Genomic DNA, 15,482 nt, shown 5'->3' with positions numbered 1-15,482 from the left:
TCAACGCCTCGGCCTTGCGGTAGTAGCCCATCCACATGGCCGGATTGATCTCGATCTCGCGCTCGAAGTGGGGCAGGGCCTCTTGCTGACGGTTGAGTCCCATCAGCGCTTCGCCCAGGTAGAGGTGAGCCATGGGGAGATCGGGTTCGAGTCGCAGCGCCTGCTGCAGGACGGCGATGGCGTCGGCCCAGATCTCGCCTTCCCTGAAAATGCGGCCCGTGATCAGATAAGCGGGCGCCGAATCGGCAGCCAGGCCGAACTTCTCGGCGATGGCTGAGCGGGCCGGCTCGGGTTGCCGAGTGTGCACGTAGGCCACCGAAGCCATGTCGAGCAGGCTGGGGTCGTCGGGAAACCAGCCGCGAGCCTTTTCGATGTGGGGGATAGCCTCTTGCAGACGGCGCAGGGCGAAGAGGGAAGCCGCCATGACCTGGGTGGCGCGCTTGTTGTCGGCGTTCACCTGAAGGGCTTGCTCGGCGGCCTTCACGGCCTGGAAGTGCTGGCCCTGCCGATAGAGGGCGTCGGCCCTGAGGGTGAGCACGGCTTCCTCCTGGGGCAGGGTCTCGAGCATCTCGAGGGCGGCTTCGAGCTGTCCCTGGCGCAGCAGTTGGTCGGCTTCCTGTACCGACTGGGCCCAAAGTCCGCCCACGCACAAGAAGATCGTTAGGAGACGCCCGAACATAGCAGTCATTGTAGCAGCTTGCCGCGGGCGGACCGGATGGGCCGCCGCCCCTGGGGTGAGTAAAAAAGGCCCCCGCCTCGCTGGAGACGGGGGCCTCGGGTTGTCAGCTTGGACTTCTTTAGAACTCCAGGCGCAGTGCCCACTGGACCCGGCGCTGGGCAGCGCCCTGCACGAGGCCTGTGATGCGGCCGTCGTTATTGGGGTCGCAGTTGATGCAGTTGTTGGGATTGTTCAAGTTGACCGTGTTGAAGAGATTGAAGATCTCAGCACGGAACTGCAGGCGCGCCGTTTCTCCCAAGTCGAAGTTCTTGAAAATGGAGAAATCGGTGTTGAAGAAGCCCGGTCCCCGCAGCAGGTTGCGCTCCGCGTTTCCGAAGGTTCCCGGTTGGGGAATCCCGTAAATCGAGGATTGGCTGCAGTCGGCGTTGGGGCAGGTCGTAAAGTACTGGCGGCGGCTTCCGCCGGTGTCGATATCGCCCGATACGTTGGGTCGGCAGGGGCCGGTATCGCGCAGGGCTCCGCAGTCGGCGTGGGTGGGCTCGAAGGGCCTACCGCTGGCGGCGGTCAAGGTGAAGTTGACCTGCCATCCGCCGATGAAGGCGTCGGCCAAGCCGCTGGCATCGGTAGCGTAGGGCTGTCCCTGCCCGAAAGGCAGTTCGATCAGGCTGTTGATCACCAGGACGCTGGTCTGCACCGAGGGATTGGCCCCCTCTTGCAGGTCGGCGTTGTGGATGAAGTAGTTGCCGTCGTAGTTGCGGGCGCGGGCCAGCGTGTAGTGGGCCAGCAGCGAGTAGTTGTCGGCAAAGCGCTTCTCCAGCTTGGTCTGGATGGAGTGGTAGTTGTTGCTGGCGTCGTTGCCGAAGTAAGAGAACCCTTGGCTGAGGCCGAAGGGGCCGCCCAGCGAACCGATCGGTCCGGCGAAGAAAGGCCGGCGCGAGTTGGTGGGCGAGAACTGCCCGGGCCCGGCCGGGTTGGAGTCGATGATGGGGGCGTTGATGTCGTAGTTGGGACCGTCGCCTGCGAAGACGTGGGTTCCCTTGTTGCCCACATATCCGATTTCCCACACCAGGCTGTTGGTCAGCTCTTGCTGGTAGGTCACGTTCCAGGCGTCCAGCGTTGGCAGGCGCATCTGCTGGGGACGCACCCTGAATCCGACGCCGTCAGGAGCCGGGAAGGTGCCGTCCGAGCCCGGTTGGGGGAAGGGCGGCGTAGCCGGTCCTTGGGCCAGGTTGAAAACGTTGGCGAAGGCGTTGACCGGGTTGAGGGACTGCTCGGCCAGTACCGGCAGGTTCTGGGTCACGGCGTGTCCGAAGACCGATCCGAAGACACCCAGATCGAAGCTGCGGCCGTATCCCATACGCAGCACCGAGCGGTCGGTTATCTGATAGGTCAGGCCCAAACGCGGAGCAAAGTTGGTGTAGCTGTTCTCGACGTCGAAGTCGAGACCGACTCCGCCCACTCCGGCCACCCTGACGGCGGCGTTGGTGACGTCGAAGAATCCGCCTTCACCCGGATCTGTCACGCTTTCAGGAAAGTAGATCTCCCAGCGCAGACCATAGTTGAAGGTCCACTTCTCGTTGATGTTCCAGGTGTCCTGCCCGTAGAAGAACCAGCGCTTCTGGCGTTCTTCAGCGTCCGTGATGGGGCTGACGAAGCGGCGGAAGCTGCTCACGTCGCCCAGCAGGAAGCTGGCCAGTCCCAGTCCGCCGGTGCCCCCGTTGGAGGTGCGGTTGTCGTTGAAGGTCAGCTCCCCGGCGCGGTGGGCGTCGGAGGGTACGCGGCGGTTCTGGGCCCAACGGATGTCGGCGCCGAACTTGAGGGTGTGGTCGCCGCGCGTGAAGATCCAGTTGTTGACCCACTGCCATTGCTGTTCCGACTGCTCGAGAGGACAGTTGCACTGGTTGACGCCCAGCGAGTAGCCGAACTGAACGCCTCCGGTGGCGCTCTGGATGTCGAAGAAGGGCATGCCCGAAGTGAAGATCGGGGCCTGATCGACGCCGGCAACGCTGTTCAGGTTGGGAATGCCGGCATCGGCGGCCGGAGTTGTTCCCACGCCGCCGGGCAGCACGTCGACGCGATAGCGGAAGAAGCCGAAGCGGAAGTCGGTCAGCGCCGTGGGGCTGAGGGTGTAGTCGAAACCGGCGGCCACGCTCTGGTTGCGGGTCCGCGAAGTTCCGGCGAAGAAGATGTTGTCGAAGGCGGGTCCGCCCACCACCTCGCCGAAGGCTCCCGGTCCGCTGCGGTCGAACTCGGCGAAGCTGTAGCGTCCGAAGATCTGCAGATTGGGAGAATAGGCCCAATCGCCGCGCACGTTGAAGGCGTCGTCGTCAAAGGCCTCGATGCCGCCCGCAGTGAAGTTGTCGCGAATTCCCGGCTGGGTCGGCAGCGGAAGCTGGTTGATCAGGTTGAGGGCCTGAGCCGAGAGGAGGTTCTGCGGAATGATTCCGTTGGCGAACTCATCCCGTCCCGTGCCGTCGGGATTCCCCGTCAGGGGATTGAAGATGGCCCGTCCGTACTCGCTGAAGTTGCCCATGCGGGCCAACTGGGTGGGGACGGTGGTGCGCACCGAACCGCCGTTCTTGCGGCGGGTTCCCTGATAATCGAAGAAGAAAAAGGCCCTGTCGCGGACGATGGGCCCCCCGATGGAGCCTCCGAACTGATTCCACAGGGTGTCGGGGATGAACTTGTCAGGCTCTGCCGGGTCCAGCGGGGTGGCCTGGTTGAAGGGATTGCGGGCCTGCTGCTCGTCGTTGCGGCGGAAGAGGAAGGCGCTGCCGTGAAAGTCGTTGCCTCCGCTCTTGGTCTGGGCCTGCACCACGCCCGCCGTCGCCTGTCCGAACTCGGCGTCGTAGTTCTGCGAGGTGACCTTGGCCTGGGTGACTCCCTCCAGGGTGGGATTGATGACCATGATGCCCAGGATGGGATCGCGGTTTGAAGTCCCGTCCAGCTCGAAGCCGGTCCCCGAGAAATGCTGCCCGTTGACCTGGATCTGTCGTCCGCCCTGCGGATTCTCCGAAGAGGCGTGCTGAAAGGCTGTCAGCAGCCCGGTTCCGGGCGTCAGGAGCAGAAAGCGCGAGAAGTTGCGCTCGAAAATCGGCAGCTCCGTCACCTCTTTCTGCGAGAAGGAAACCGAAACGTCGGTTTTCTCGGTCTTGAGCGGGGGCGGAGCGCCCGTCACCGTGACCGTCTCGCTCAATTCGCCGAGAACCATCTGGATGCTCAGATCGACGACTTCGTCCACCGTCACCGTGATGTTCTCCTGGACGTAGGTCTGAAAGCCTTCCAGCGCTACCGTGACGCTGTAGGCTCTGCCCGGCAGGAGACGCTCCTTGCGGAAATTGCCCTGGTCATCGGTAATGACCGTCCATGACGTTCCTTTGGCCCGGTCTTCGATGACAACTTCGGCACCCGGAATGACGCCGCCGGTGTCGTCCGTAACCGTTCCTGTGATGGTCCCGTAAACAGCCTGACCGATAGCCAGACCCCCGGCGAGACAGAAGATCGCGATTGCTGCCACTAGAGTCGCGACCGAGGAAGTCTTGTTCCTCATGTGGTGGCCTCCCTTACAGTTGTTGTTTCTTTCGTTCGAAATTGCGTGTGCTTATTGTCTGAAACTCCGTAAAGTCGGAAGAGAGGGCAGAATCGTGACCCTAAATCATAGTGCAGGGCCGAGGGCCTGTCAAGCTTTATTTTTGTTTGGTTTAGCGCGATTTTACCTGTGTCCGCAGCCATCTTTTCTTCACCTCGGGAGGCGCTCTGCACGCCCGATCCGGTCATGAGAGATCGAGAAGGTCGGAGCATCTATGTGCTGTGATAGAATTCGGGATCTTGACTGCCAACCCTCGATGCTAGCGGGGCAATGACCATGGACCGAAGACTTTTCCTGGTGCCGGTGATCTTGCTTTGGACGTTCTCTCTGGCGGCTCAAGACGACGAGCGCGCCAGGCAGGAAGAGAGCACCGACTACTACAAGAAGTGGCTGGATGAAGACGTCCAGTACATCATCACCGAAGCTGAGAAGGAGATCTTTGAGAAGCTGCAGACGGCCGAGGAAAAAGAGCAGTTCATCGAGCAGTTCTGGCTGCGCCGCGATCCCGATCCCCGCACTCCCGGCAACGAGTACAAGGAAGAGCACTACCGGCGGATCGCCTACGCCAACGACCACTTCAAGAGCGGCTTCGCCGGCTGGAAGACCGATCGCGGACGGATCTACATCATTCACGGTGCCCCCGACGAGATCGAGCGCAATCCCTCGGGAGGCGGCTACGAGCGCCGCTTCAGCGAAGGCGGAGGCGCCACCGCCACCTATCCCTTCGAACGCTGGTGGTACCGTCATCTGCCCGGAATCGGAGACAACATCGAGCTGGAGTTCGTCGACCGCACCTGGACGGGCGAATACCGTCTGGCTCTCGATCCCAACGAGAAGGACCTGTTCCTCTACATTCCCGGCCACGGCAACACCAGGGCCGAGAACATCGGAATGGCCGACCGCAACTTCCGCATCACCACTCAACTGCGCTCGGGAGGTTCGCGGGAACTCTATCCCATGATGCACCACCGCGCTCAGGACTCGGTCTTCGCCCGCTACGAGACCTTCACCCGCGTCAAGCAGCCCACCGACTTGAAGTACGACGACCTCAAGCAGGCCGTCTCCGCCAGCGTCAACTACGACGACCTGCCCTACCGGGTGCAAGAGGACTACTTCCGCATCTCGGGAGACCGCTACCTGGTGCCGGTGACGGTCGAGTTCCCCAACCGGGAGCTCTCCTTTCAGATGGAAAACGGCAATTACGTGGCCAAGATCGTGGTCTACGGCATCGTTTCCACCATCACCAACAAGGTGGTAGCCGAATTCGAGGAGGATTTGATCGCCTCTTTCGCTCCCGGCGACATCGAGAAGGGCCGCACGGGCCGCACCCTCTTCCAGAAGCTGCTGCCCCTCAAAGGACGCATGCGCTATAAGCTCACGCTGGTGGCCAAGGACGTCAACGGGGCCAAGATCGGCGTCGTCAACCAGGGCATCACGCCTCCCGCCGCCGAGGGCGAGAGCCTGGACTCGAGCTCGCTGGTGGTGGCCGACTATATCCGCCAGGCCGATACCGTCCCGGCCGATTTCGAGGAGCAGCAGTTCATCCTGGGCGATCTCATCGTGCGTCCTACCCTGACCCGCAATTTCCCCCAGGGCGGCACGCTGGGCCTTTACATGCAGGTCTACAATGCCGCCCTCGATCAAACCACCCGGAGTCCGGCCCTGGGCGTCACCTACCGCATCTTGCGCGACGGCCAGGCGGTTCACGAGATCGAAGACGTGGCGGGGACTTCGCTTTTCTTTTATTCCGACCAGCGGGTGGTGCTGGTGAAGGGTCTGCCGCTCAAGGATCTTCCCGAGGGGAAATACAGCATCGAGGTCGAAGTCGAAGATCACATCACCGGTCAAGACTTGAGCGTCTCGGGCACCTTCAACATCGTCCCCACAAGTTGATGTGCGCTACTGCAGCGCGCCAGGAGTTTTGACCACCCCTGTCCGCGTTATTCCACGCTTTCGGCCGTCTGAAACCCAGGGTGGCGCCGTCGTCTCGCTGGCGCCCGCCGCGGCTGACCCTTGGGCTGGCGAATCTGTCCCTGTCAGGGACAAGAACGGAGGGCCCTGGCTTGGAAGTTATGACCGGCAGCGCTAGTCAGGAGTCGACGCGGGGGCTTTTCGCTGCGCCCCTGGATGGGCCTGGTAGACCTGCTGCTGGCCCTCGACGACGTAGAGGATTCGGTTGAGGGGCAGGTCTTCGAACCTCTGGGTTTTGCCTCCGGGCCAGCGAATCTCCATCCAATCGATCTTCTCCGCCATTCCCAATCCGAAGTGCAGGCGCAGTTGGTTTTGCGAGTAGTAGCTGCCGCCGCTGCGCACTTCGTCGACTCGGGTCAGTCCGCCCGCCCGCAGGCGGACGCGGGCCCCGATGCCGCTCTTGTTGGAAGCGCTGCCCAGGGGACGCACTTGAACCCAGTTGTGGGGCGCCTTCACCTCGTTGAGGTAGAGGCTGGGACGCTGGTGGACGTTGTTGACCACGACGTCGATGTCGCCGTCGTTGTCGATGTCGCCGAAAGCCGCTCCCCTTCCAGCTCGGGGCTGCATGACAGCGCTGCCCACTTTCTCCGAGACGTCCTCGAAGCGTCCGTTGCGCAGGTTGCGGTAGATCACCTTGCGCTGTTGGTAAGAGGTCGAGTCCCCCAGGTTGAGGACCTCGGGATAGACGTGGCCGTTGACCTCGAAGATATCCAGCCAGCCGTCGTTGTCGAAGTCGTGCAGTCCGCAGCCCCATCCCAAAAAACGGGTGTTGATCCCCAGCCCGGCCTTGAAGGTCGCGTCTTCGAAGAAACCCTGATTGCTGTTGAGATAGAGGTTGACGGTGTCTTCGGCGAAGTTGGTCTTGAAGAGATCGATATCGCCGTCGTTGTCGACGTCTCCCGCCGAGACGCCCATTCCGGCCTGAGGCTTGCCGTCCTGGCTGAAAGCCACCCCGGCCAGGATGCCCAAGTCCTGAAACTTTCCATCGCCCTGGTTTTGATAAAGGGCCGCCGGATTGCTGTCGTTGGCCACGTAAATATCCATCCAGCCGTCGTTGTTGAAATCGGCGGTCACCGCCCCCAGTGCATAGGTGCCGTTGGCGGCGGCGATGCCCGAGGATCGGGAGGCGTCCTGGAAAGTGCCGTCGCCCCGGTTGCGGTAGTAGAGGTTGGTGCCGCCTTGCAGTCCGGGAGGGCCGCAGGCCACCGGAACGCCCTTATAGCGGCAGGCGCCGGAGTCGGGGGTGGGTGCGGTTTCCAGGTCGAGATCGATGTAGTTGCCCACGAAAAGGTCGAGATGACCGTCGTTGTCTCCGTCCAGAAAGGAACATCCCACGTTCCAGCGCAGGCGGTCCTGGGCCAGGCCGGCCTTTTCGGTGACCTCCTGAAAGGTGCCGTCGGAGCGGTTACGGAAGAGACGGTTCTGGCCGTAGAAGGTCAGGAAGAGGTCTTCCCAGCCGTCGTTGTCGTAATCGCCGACGCAGGCGGCCTGTCCCCAGCCCGCCACCGCCAGACCCGATGCCTCGGTGACGTCTTCGAAAGTGCCGTCGCCCCGGTTGCGGTAGAAGTGTCCGGTGGGAGCCTTCCCCTGCGGATAGCCTTCCAGCCGTGAGCCGTTGACCAGGTAGACGTCGAGGTCTCCGTCGTTGTCGTAGTCGATCAAGGCCGCCCCGCAGCCCGTGGTCTCCAGCAGGTACTTGTTGGTGTCGCGTCCGCCGTAGACGGTCAGTTGGTCCAGTCCGGCCTGGGCGGCCGCGTCGCGGAAGCTGAAGGAAGGCGGTACTTCGCTTTGGCCGTGAAGAAAGGCCATGATGGCCGCAATCAGCAGCAGGGTGCGGAGCCTGATCCTCGGCCTGTTCATCAATTCGACATGCTACCACGCATCGGGTTGGCGCCATTCTTCAGGAAAGCTCTACCGAGCCCTCGATGACGCAGACGGCCTGACCCATCACCACCACCCGGTCGCCTTCGGTGCGGCACCAGATCTTGCCCTCTCGCCTGGAAATTTGGCGGGCGAAGAGTTCATCCCGGCCCAGCCGCGAAGCCCAGAAGGGGGCCAGGGTAGCGTGGGCCGAACCGGTGGCCGGATCTTCGTCGATGCCGAATCCCGGGGCGAAGTAGCGGGAAACGAAGTCGCAGTCGGCATAGTCGCCCTGACCGCCGGGGGCGGTGGCGATGACGCCCGTTTTCTCCATCTGAGCCAGGGCGGGGAAGTCGGGACGCAAGTCGGCCACTTGAGAGGGTTGGGCGAAGAGCGCCAGGAAGTTGCGCTCGCTTCCGTAGGGCGCAACCAGGATCTCCTGAGGTTCGGCGCCCAGGCCTTCCTTGAGCTGTGGAGGCGTTTTGAAGCTGGTGCGGGGAAGCGCCGCCGGCAGCGTCATGGCCAGCAGGCCGTTTTCCAGGCGCTCTACGGTAAGCGTCCCCGACAGGGTCCGGAAGGAGATGACGGGCGCCTCCAGGCCCAGCCGGTTCCACAGCACCCAGGCCGAGGCCAGGGTGGCGTGCCCGCACAGTTCCACTTCCATCTCGGGAGTGAACCAGCGCAGATGGCAGGCGTCCGCTTCAGGCACGAAGAAGGCCGTCTCGGAGAGGTTGTTCTCGGCCGCCACCGACTGCATCACCTCGTCCTCGAGCCACTCTTCAAGAGGGCAGACAGCGGCGGGATTGCCGGCGAAGGGGCGGTCGGTGAAGGCGTCGATCTGATAAAGGGGAATCTTCATTTCTTAAGGAAGCGCAGCACGTAGTTCTGTTTCAGAAAACTGGCGGCGTGGACGCCCACCAGTTGGAATCCCGCAGCTTCGATCTCCTGCCTGAAGACTTCGCGTCCGGCCCGCACATGCTGCAGCACCCAGTCCTCGGATTGGCCCTCGATGCGCTCGAAGTCGACCACGATCAACTGTCCCCCCGGGCGCAGCGCCCGATGGATCGACTCCATCATGCTCTGGGGATATTCGAAGTGATGGTAGGTGTCGCTGATGAAGACGATGTCGACCGACTGGGGCTCGAGCGTCACCTCCCGTTCTCCGCTTACCCTGGCCACCACGTTGTCGAGTCCTTTCTCGGCCGCCTCTTCGCTCACGTGCCGCATCATGGCGGCGTTGATGTCGAGGGCGATGACCTTGCCTTGCGGTCCCACCAGGCGGGCGAACTCCTCGACCATGAAGCCCGATCCCGCCCCCACGTCCGCCACGACGCTTCCAGGGGGAGGACCCACCAGGGTGGCAATGGCGGAGCGGTGAGCGTAGATCTCGCGGTCCTCGGCCTCCAAGCGGCCGATGAGCGGATCGATGTCGTCGCTCTTCCAGCTTTCGTTGATGCCGGGCTTGACGCTCTCCTGCTGAGCGGCGGCGGGCGCGGCCCAACTCGTCAGCAGCACGAGGGCCAGCAGGCAGCGGGTCAAGAGTGTCATAGGAGACATGAAATCGGTCCTCCTTTTGAGGCAATGCGATGGCGGGTCTTAGGACTCCACCGTTATGCTGTGGCTGACGTCGATATCGTCGCGAAGGGTGTGGAAGACGCTGCAGTACTTGTCGAAAGAGAGGCGGACGGCTCGCTCGGCCTTCTCTTGCGGCACCTCTCCGCTGAAGCGGAAATCGAGGCTGAGGCGCTTGAAATAGCGGGGCTCGGTGTCGTTGCGTATGCCCCTGGCCGAAACCTCCAAACCTCGCAGGGGCAGGCGCATCTTCTGCAGGATCATGACCACGTCGATGGCCATGCAGCCGCACAGCGAGGCCAACAACCCCTTCATGGGCGAGAAGCCTCTCTGGCCGTCACCGTCCAGATGCAGCGTCACGCCCTGCCCATCGACGGCCTGGAAACGCATTCCGCCTTTCCACTCCATGTCCAGTTCGACCGGAGGCTTTTTCTGCGTCATGCAAGCAAATTACCATAGGGTCTGTACTTGGGGAAGGCGCCCTGGCGCCGCCAGCGAGGAGAAGTATGGACTACTGCGATTCTAAGATGAGGGTGCGCTACTCAGAGACCGATCAGATGGGCGTGGCCTATCACGCCAATTACCTGGTATGGTTCGAGGTCGGACGCACCGACTACTGCCGCCACAAGGGATTCACCTACGAGCGCATGGAACGCGAGTCGGACTCTTTCATGGTGGTGGTGGAGGCTTTCTGCCGCTACCGGCGGGCACTGCGCTACGACCAGGACTTTGTGGTGCGCACTCGGGTCGAACGGGTGAGCAGCCGGACCATCACCTTCGACTATCGCATTCTGCATGCCGGGAGCCGGGATGAACTGGCCCGCGGCTACACCAAGCACGTGGTCACCAACCGGGAGGGGCGGGCCAAGGTGTTCCCCGAGACCTTCCGCAAGTATTTTGAGTGAGAAAAAGGGCGTGAAGAAGCTGCTGGAAGGGCTGACGGAGCTTTTGGTGAGGGGGTTTTTCTTCTTCCTGCGCCTGCTCCCTTACCTGTGGGCCCGCGCCCTCTGCCGCGCTCTGGCCGGCTTGGTTTACCGGCTGGACGCCAAGCATCGCCGCATCGGACTCATCAACCTCTCCATCGCTTTCCCCGATGAATCGCCGGCCTGGCGGGAAGGCGTGCTGAGGGAGAGCTTTCGCCAACTGGGCGACCTGGCGGTGGAAATCAGCCGCCTGGGCCGGCTCGATCGCCGGCAATTGAAAGAGCGGGTGCGCTATGAGGAGGGATACGGGCTCGAGCACTACCTCGAGGCCCGGCAGGAGGGCGGAGGCATCCTCTTTCTGACGGCTCACGTGGGGCCCTGGGAACTGTTGCCGGCAGCCCACGCATTGCTGGGAAGTCCGCTCAGCTTTCTGGTGCGTCCCCTTGACCTGCCGGGGCTCAACCGCTGGCTCAACCGGCGCCGCGAAGCCTGCGGCAACGAGGTCATCCCCAAACAGTCAGCCTTGCGCAAAGTGCTCAAGCGCTTGCAGCAAGGACGCGACGTCGGTTTCTTGATCGACCAGAACGTGCAGGAAAAGGACGGAGTTTACGCTCCCTTTTTCGGGAGGCCGGCCTGCACCAGTTCGGCATTGGCGGCCCTGGCTTTGAAGACCGGTGCTCCGGTGGTGGCGGGGTTCATTCATCCGGACGGACGTCCGGGCTATTGGAAGATCCGCTTCCATCCGCCGCTGCGCTTTTCACCCAGCGGGGATCATGACAAGGACTTGCGGGAGGCTACCGCCCGTTTCAACCACCTGATCGAAGAGGCCATCCGTCATTCCCCGGCTCATTGGCTATGGGGACATCGCCGTTGGCGCACTCAGCCGGAAGGCAATCCCTATGCCCCTGAGGGGGCAACTCCCAACGCCCGATAACCAACTCGCAAAGTTCCCGGCGTCGATCCGCCCTTTGGGGGTTGGACCTGGCGAGTTGGCGAGTTGCGCAGCCTACATGTTGTTGCGCAGAAAAGCCTTGAGACGACCGTGCAACTCGCTCGGAACCTGAACGTTGCGCCGTTCAAGCCGGTTCATCATTTCAGTGCTCGTCTTGTAGGTACTGAGGAAATTCTTGCAAGGCGGACAGGCCTCGAAATGCTCGTCCAGCCGCTCGCTCATTTCCTCCGGCAGATTGCCGTCGATGTAGTCCAGCAACAGGTCTACGCAATCTCTGCACTTCAAGAAGTCTTCGTTCATAGTGCCCCATTCAAGTAATTCGAGAGTTTCTCCCGCACAAAGAGCCGGGCGCGGTGAATGCGCGTCTTCGTGGTGGCCTCCTTGAGGGTGAGAAGGGACGATATCTGCTTGATCGAATATCCCTCTACATCCCGCAAAACCAGCGGGACACGGTATTGATAGGGGAGCGACTGGATGGCGTCGTGGAGTTGGTCGGAAAGCTCGGAATTGAGCGCCACCTCTTCAGGATCGACCGACCATCCGAAGACCGGATACTGTATGGTTCCGTCCTTGGCATATTGGGGATAGCCGTCTTCCAGTTGAGTCTCGTGTTCGCGGGTCAAACGGTGCTTGCGCAGCCACATGATGGCGTTGTTGATGGCGATGCGCTTCATCCACGGCCAGATGTCGCTTTCGGCCCTGAAGGTGTCGATCTTGCGGACGATTTTCAGCAAGGTGTCCTGCAAGACCTCTTCCGTATCCGAGGGATTCTTGGTGTAGTTCAGGATCACGCCGAAGAGAGGACGAGAATACTGCAACAGAAGCTGATCGATGGCCTCAGCATCGCGCTGCTTGAGGCCTTCCAGCAACTCGTCCGACTCCATGGTTGGTTTCAAGTTCGCCATTACCCATCTGAAATCATAGCAAACCGGCCGTGTGGTCCGCCCGGGGCGGCGCCGGGCCCGGTTCGCAAATAAACTCTCGGCAGTGAGCAAGACGCAGCTTGCGGGGGCGAGGTTTCATTAGCGGAAGACCGCGATTTGATAGGATGGGGCGTATGTCCGCCTCACCACTGTATCGCCCTGGCTCAACCGCTCTCAGGCTTTTGCTGGGAGCCCTCCTTTTCCTCTCGGCCACTCTCACCCTGGCGGCTCAAACCCGCATCATCAGCGGCCCGCCCCATTTTCGTGCCTTTCAGGAATACGAGAGCGACGGGCACTTCACCCGGGCGGTGCTGCGCAACGGAATGACCTTGCTCATCGAAGAGCACCATGTTTATCCGGTGGCTGCCATCACCGCTTATGTCGACAACAGCGGGCTGAACGCTACCGAGTTGGCGGCAGCCGAAGTGTTGGGGCGCCTTTGGCAGCGCCGCCTGGCGGAATCGCAGGCGGCCTACGAACGGGGCGCCAAAGTCTTCTTCTCCAGCGATGCCGACCGGAATTTTTACGTCCTGCTGGCGCCGGGACGGTCCTTGCCCCGCGCCCTCGAGGCTCATGCCGACTTCTGGACCGCCCCTTCCGGCCAGTCCGGGGAACTCAACGGCGTCCTGAGCGAAATGCGCGAGTCGGCCCGCTTGAGGGAAAGCCAGCCGCTGGCAGGAGCCCGCGCGAAACTGCTGGAAATGGGAGCCCTCTCCAAGAACTGGCCCGCCTGGGGGCGGGCAGAAGTCGAAGCCTTGGCGGCGGGAGATCTCGCGGCGGCGGTCAAGACGGTCTTCGAAAAGACCCACTTGCCCGAGCGCGTCATCCTCTGCATTACAGGATCCGTGTTCGCCGAGAACGTTCTCAAAACGCTGGTCGACGAGCATGCTCCCCGCAAGGGCTCGGGGACCCCTGTGCGAATCACCAGCGCGCCTTCCATCGGCCAGGTGGCGGCGGCTTCGGGACTGGCTTTTCGCCATATTCGCCAGGGAGACGGCGGGCACCTCGTTTTGGCGGGCCTGCCCACGGTGGGGTGGGCCCATTCCGATCACCTCAAGGTCGAGTTGCTCAAGAGCGCTCTGGGAATGGGCCGTGGGTCGCTGATGGGACGCTACCTGGAGGAGAGCGGGCAGGCCTTGTCGGCCCGAATCTCCAGCCTGGCTCTGGCCCGCGGCGGCTTGCTTTCTTTTCAAGTAGCTGCTGACCCGCAGCATATCGATGCAGCGGAAGCTTCCTTGCTGACCCAGATGGAGGTCCTGCGCACCAATCCTCTCACCCCGCTCCTGCTGCAGCGGGCCAAAGCCCAACTGGTGCGCTCCCTCCATCAGCGCCTGCAGTCGCTGCAGGGCCGGGCGGAAGCCTTGACGCGGGCCGAGGCGGCGGGGGACTACAAGGCCCGCGACGCCTTCCCCTCCAAGGTGGCCGCCATTTCCGCCGCCGACCTGCGCCAGGCGGCCCGGCGCTATCTTGACGTCTCACGGCTGGCTCTGCTGGAGCACTTCCCCAACTCGGCGGAAGAGCGCACCTTTGACAGCGCCTCTTTCGCTCAGACTATGGAGGTGCTGGTTAAGAGCTCCCTGGCTAAGCAGACCGAAATCATGAACGTCCCCGAAACGGAGGCCAGCGCGGAGGGGTTGACAGTGGACTTCCCCTTCACTCCCAGCTACGACCGCAGCGACATGAAGCGCACTTCGGTCCTGCGCGGTCCGGAGATTTTCCTGCAAGAACAGCATGATCTGCCTCTGGTTGATCTGGGCCTGTTCTTTACCGGCGGACGGGTGGACGAGGCCGAGCAGGCCTCGGGAGTGACCGAACTGCTGCTGCGGGCGCTCCTGCGGGGAGGCGACGAAGAGTCTCCCCAGTTGCCGCTGCAACGCCTTGAAGCCATGGGCGCCGACATCGAGGTGGTCAACGAGACCGACTTCTTCGGCTATCGCGCCACCCTGCTCTCTGCCTACCGAAGCGAGTTCTTCGGCACCTTGCTGGAATGGTTGCGCGAGGCTGAGCTGGCCGACGACAAAGTCGAGAGCGAGAAAAGGCGCCTGCTGGCCCGCCAACTGGAGGGTCAAGGAGAACTGGAGAGCGACCTGCAATGGACGCGGCGCCAGCTCTTCCTCAATCAGCCCTACGGCAAGAGCCGCTATGGGACCTCGGCCTCCGTGGCCTCGCTGGGGATGGAGCAGGTGCGGGCCTGGAAGGAGGAAAAGATCGACCGGCGCCATCCCTGGATCCTGGTGCGCGGCGATTTCAACGGCACCACTTTCGTTCGTCCCTTCATCTCGCGCCTCAGCAACTCCCGCCTGGAGTCGGTCTCGCTGGGACGCCGCCAGATCGACGAGTACGGGTACGAGAGCGAGTCCAGGCGTCCCGAGAGCGCCGGGGAAGAAGTGGTGACGGTGGTTCGGGAAGGACAGATCATCGTGGGCTACACGGGACCCGCCAAGGGGACCCGCGAGGAGTGGATGGTGGACATCCTGCAGAACCTGTTGCAGGGCGTGGGCGGACGCCTGCAGGTGCTGTTGCAGGAAGAGGAGCAGGAAAGCGTCTCGGTGCGCATGCTGCACGAGGCGGCACAGCGCAAAGGCGCGCTCTTCGCCCTCGCCGAAACCGATCCCGCCGACGCCGAGGCGGCCCAGAGACAGATTGTGGCCCGCCTGGCCGGACTGCGCAATGCCGTCATCCGTCCGCTGACCTGGAACTACGCGCTGGTTTCCACCATTACCGACTTCCACCGCCTCCAGCAGCAGGGCGCCGACTACACTCTTGAGCTGGCCCGCAATATTCTGGCCGGCCAAGCCACCCGCTTCGAGCGGGCCTATATCAATGCTGTGCGCGAAGCCAAGCCGGCTGATCTGCAGGCCTTGGCTGCCGTCTACTTTCCGCCGCCGGAGGAGGAGGAAGAGGACGACTCGGAGGATGGCGACACGTCGCCGCGGTGAGGCAGTTCCTGGATCGCCGCAAGGATGCGCCTCCCACCAGGCTTGTCTCCGCTCGGTCCTTTGAGGCAGGTTGC

Annotated in this window: 12 protein-coding genes; 4 read left to right on the top strand and 8 right to left on the bottom strand. The window is 62.6% G+C overall.

What is annotated here, in order from left to right:
* Both VLU25_08770 and VLU25_08765 read right to left on the bottom strand, forming a co-directional pair.
* Positions 1-679, bottom strand: a 679-nt coding sequence (locus VLU25_08770; GenBank protein ID HSR68021.1) for a tetratricopeptide repeat protein, incomplete at its 3' end; no start/stop codon positions are given.
* Positions 680-797: 118 nt separating this feature from the next.
* On the bottom strand, positions 798-4,229 hold the full coding sequence (locus VLU25_08765) for a TonB-dependent receptor (protein ID HSR68020.1): 3,432 nt from the start codon (positions 4,227-4,229) through the stop codon (positions 798-800).
* A 315-nt stretch (positions 4,230-4,544) separates the two neighbouring features.
* Here VLU25_08765 and VLU25_08760 point away from each other — a divergent pair, with 315 nt between their 5' ends.
* Positions 4,545-6,161, top strand: coding sequence for a GWxTD domain-containing protein (locus VLU25_08760; GenBank protein ID HSR68019.1), 1,617 nt, complete (start codon positions 4,545-4,547; stop codon positions 6,159-6,161).
* Positions 6,162-6,353: 192 nt separating this feature from the next.
* Here the strand turns inward: VLU25_08760 and VLU25_08755 are convergent, their stop codons facing one another.
* Genes VLU25_08755 through VLU25_08740 form a run of 4 tightly spaced genes read right to left on the bottom strand, consistent with a single transcriptional unit; the run spans position 6,354 to position 10,112 of the window.
* Positions 6,354-8,099, bottom strand: a complete 1,746-nt coding sequence (locus VLU25_08755) for a CRTAC1 family protein (protein ID HSR68018.1) — start codon at positions 8,097-8,099, stop codon at positions 6,354-6,356.
* A 40-nt stretch (positions 8,100-8,139) separates the two neighbouring features.
* On the bottom strand, positions 8,140-8,958 hold the full coding sequence (locus VLU25_08750) for a PhzF family phenazine biosynthesis protein (protein ID HSR68017.1): 819 nt from the start codon (positions 8,956-8,958) through the stop codon (positions 8,140-8,142).
* Complete coding sequence (locus VLU25_08745) at positions 8,955-9,656, bottom strand: class I SAM-dependent methyltransferase (protein HSR68016.1); 702 nt, start codon at positions 9,654-9,656, stop codon at positions 8,955-8,957. The genes VLU25_08750 and VLU25_08745 overlap by 4 nt, the downstream gene beginning before the upstream one ends.
* Positions 9,657-9,695: 39 nt before the next feature.
* Entirely contained in the window at positions 9,696-10,112 is a 417-nt protein-coding gene (locus VLU25_08740) for an OsmC family protein (protein ID HSR68015.1), read from the bottom strand.
* 65 nt (positions 10,113-10,177) lie between these two features.
* Between VLU25_08740 and VLU25_08735 the strand changes: the two genes are divergently transcribed.
* Both VLU25_08735 and VLU25_08730 read left to right on the top strand, forming a co-directional pair.
* Positions 10,178-10,576, top strand: coding sequence for a thioesterase family protein (locus VLU25_08735; protein ID HSR68014.1), 399 nt, complete (start codon positions 10,178-10,180; stop codon positions 10,574-10,576).
* 10 nt (positions 10,577-10,586) lie between these two features.
* On the top strand, positions 10,587-11,528 hold the full coding sequence (locus tag VLU25_08730) for a lysophospholipid acyltransferase family protein (protein HSR68013.1): 942 nt from the start codon (positions 10,587-10,589) through the stop codon (positions 11,526-11,528).
* A gap of 72 nt (positions 11,529-11,600) precedes the next feature.
* Here the strand turns inward: VLU25_08730 and VLU25_08725 are convergent, their stop codons facing one another.
* Positions 11,601-11,846 carry a zf-HC2 domain-containing protein gene (locus tag VLU25_08725; GenBank protein ID HSR68012.1) on the bottom strand — a complete coding sequence of 82 codons (246 nt, stop codon included), beginning with the start codon at positions 11,844-11,846 and terminating at the stop codon, positions 11,601-11,603.
* Positions 11,843-12,451, bottom strand: coding sequence for a sigma-70 family RNA polymerase sigma factor (locus VLU25_08720; protein ID HSR68011.1), 609 nt, complete (start codon positions 12,449-12,451; stop codon positions 11,843-11,845). The genes VLU25_08725 and VLU25_08720 overlap by 4 nt, the downstream gene beginning before the upstream one ends.
* A gap of 152 nt (positions 12,452-12,603) precedes the next feature.
* Here VLU25_08720 and VLU25_08715 point away from each other — a divergent pair, with 152 nt between their 5' ends.
* Positions 12,604-15,408: an insulinase family protein gene (locus tag VLU25_08715; GenBank protein HSR68010.1), complete on the top strand. Its 2,805-nt coding sequence runs from the start codon at positions 12,604-12,606 to the stop codon at positions 15,406-15,408.
* The last annotated feature ends 74 nt before the right edge of the window (positions 15,409-15,482 follow it).

The sequence above is a fragment of the Acidobacteriota bacterium genome, from assembly GCA_035471785.1.
In the GTDB taxonomy this organism is placed as follows: Bacteria; Acidobacteriota; UBA6911; order RPQK01; family DATIPO01; genus JANQFM01.
The sequence above is the reverse complement of the archived record's forward strand: the minus strand, read 5'-3'. Positions and strand labels throughout refer to the sequence as shown.

What these genes read in the sequence shown, in the direction of transcription:
- VLU25_08765 (HSR68020.1), bottom strand. Translation starts at nt 4,229, where the DNA reads ATGAGGAACAAGACTTCCTCGGTCGCGACTCTAGTGGCAGCAATCGCG.
- VLU25_08760 (HSR68019.1), top strand. Translation starts at nt 4,545, where the DNA reads ATGGACCGAAGACTTTTCCTGGTGCCGGTGATCTTGCTTTGGACGTTC.
- VLU25_08755 (HSR68018.1), bottom strand. Translation starts at nt 8,099, where the DNA reads ATGAACAGGCCGAGGATCAGGCTCCGCACCCTGCTGCTGATTGCGGCC.
- VLU25_08750 (HSR68017.1), bottom strand. Translation starts at nt 8,958, where the DNA reads ATGAAGATTCCCCTTTATCAGATCGACGCCTTCACCGACCGCCCCTTC.
- VLU25_08745 (HSR68016.1), bottom strand. Translation starts at nt 9,656, where the DNA reads ATGTCTCCTATGACACTCTTGACCCGCTGCCTGCTGGCCCTCGTGCTG.
- VLU25_08740 (HSR68015.1), bottom strand. Translation starts at nt 10,112, where the DNA reads ATGACGCAGAAAAAGCCTCCGGTCGAACTGGACATGGAGTGGAAAGGC.
- VLU25_08735 (HSR68014.1), top strand. Translation starts at nt 10,178, where the DNA reads ATGGACTACTGCGATTCTAAGATGAGGGTGCGCTACTCAGAGACCGAT.
- VLU25_08725 (HSR68012.1), bottom strand. Translation starts at nt 11,846, where the DNA reads ATGAACGAAGACTTCTTGAAGTGCAGAGATTGCGTAGACCTGTTGCTG.
- VLU25_08720 (HSR68011.1), bottom strand. Translation starts at nt 12,451, where the DNA reads ATGGCGAACTTGAAACCAACCATGGAGTCGGACGAGTTGCTGGAAGGC.
- VLU25_08715 (HSR68010.1), top strand. Translation starts at nt 12,604, where the DNA reads ATGTCCGCCTCACCACTGTATCGCCCTGGCTCAACCGCTCTCAGGCTT.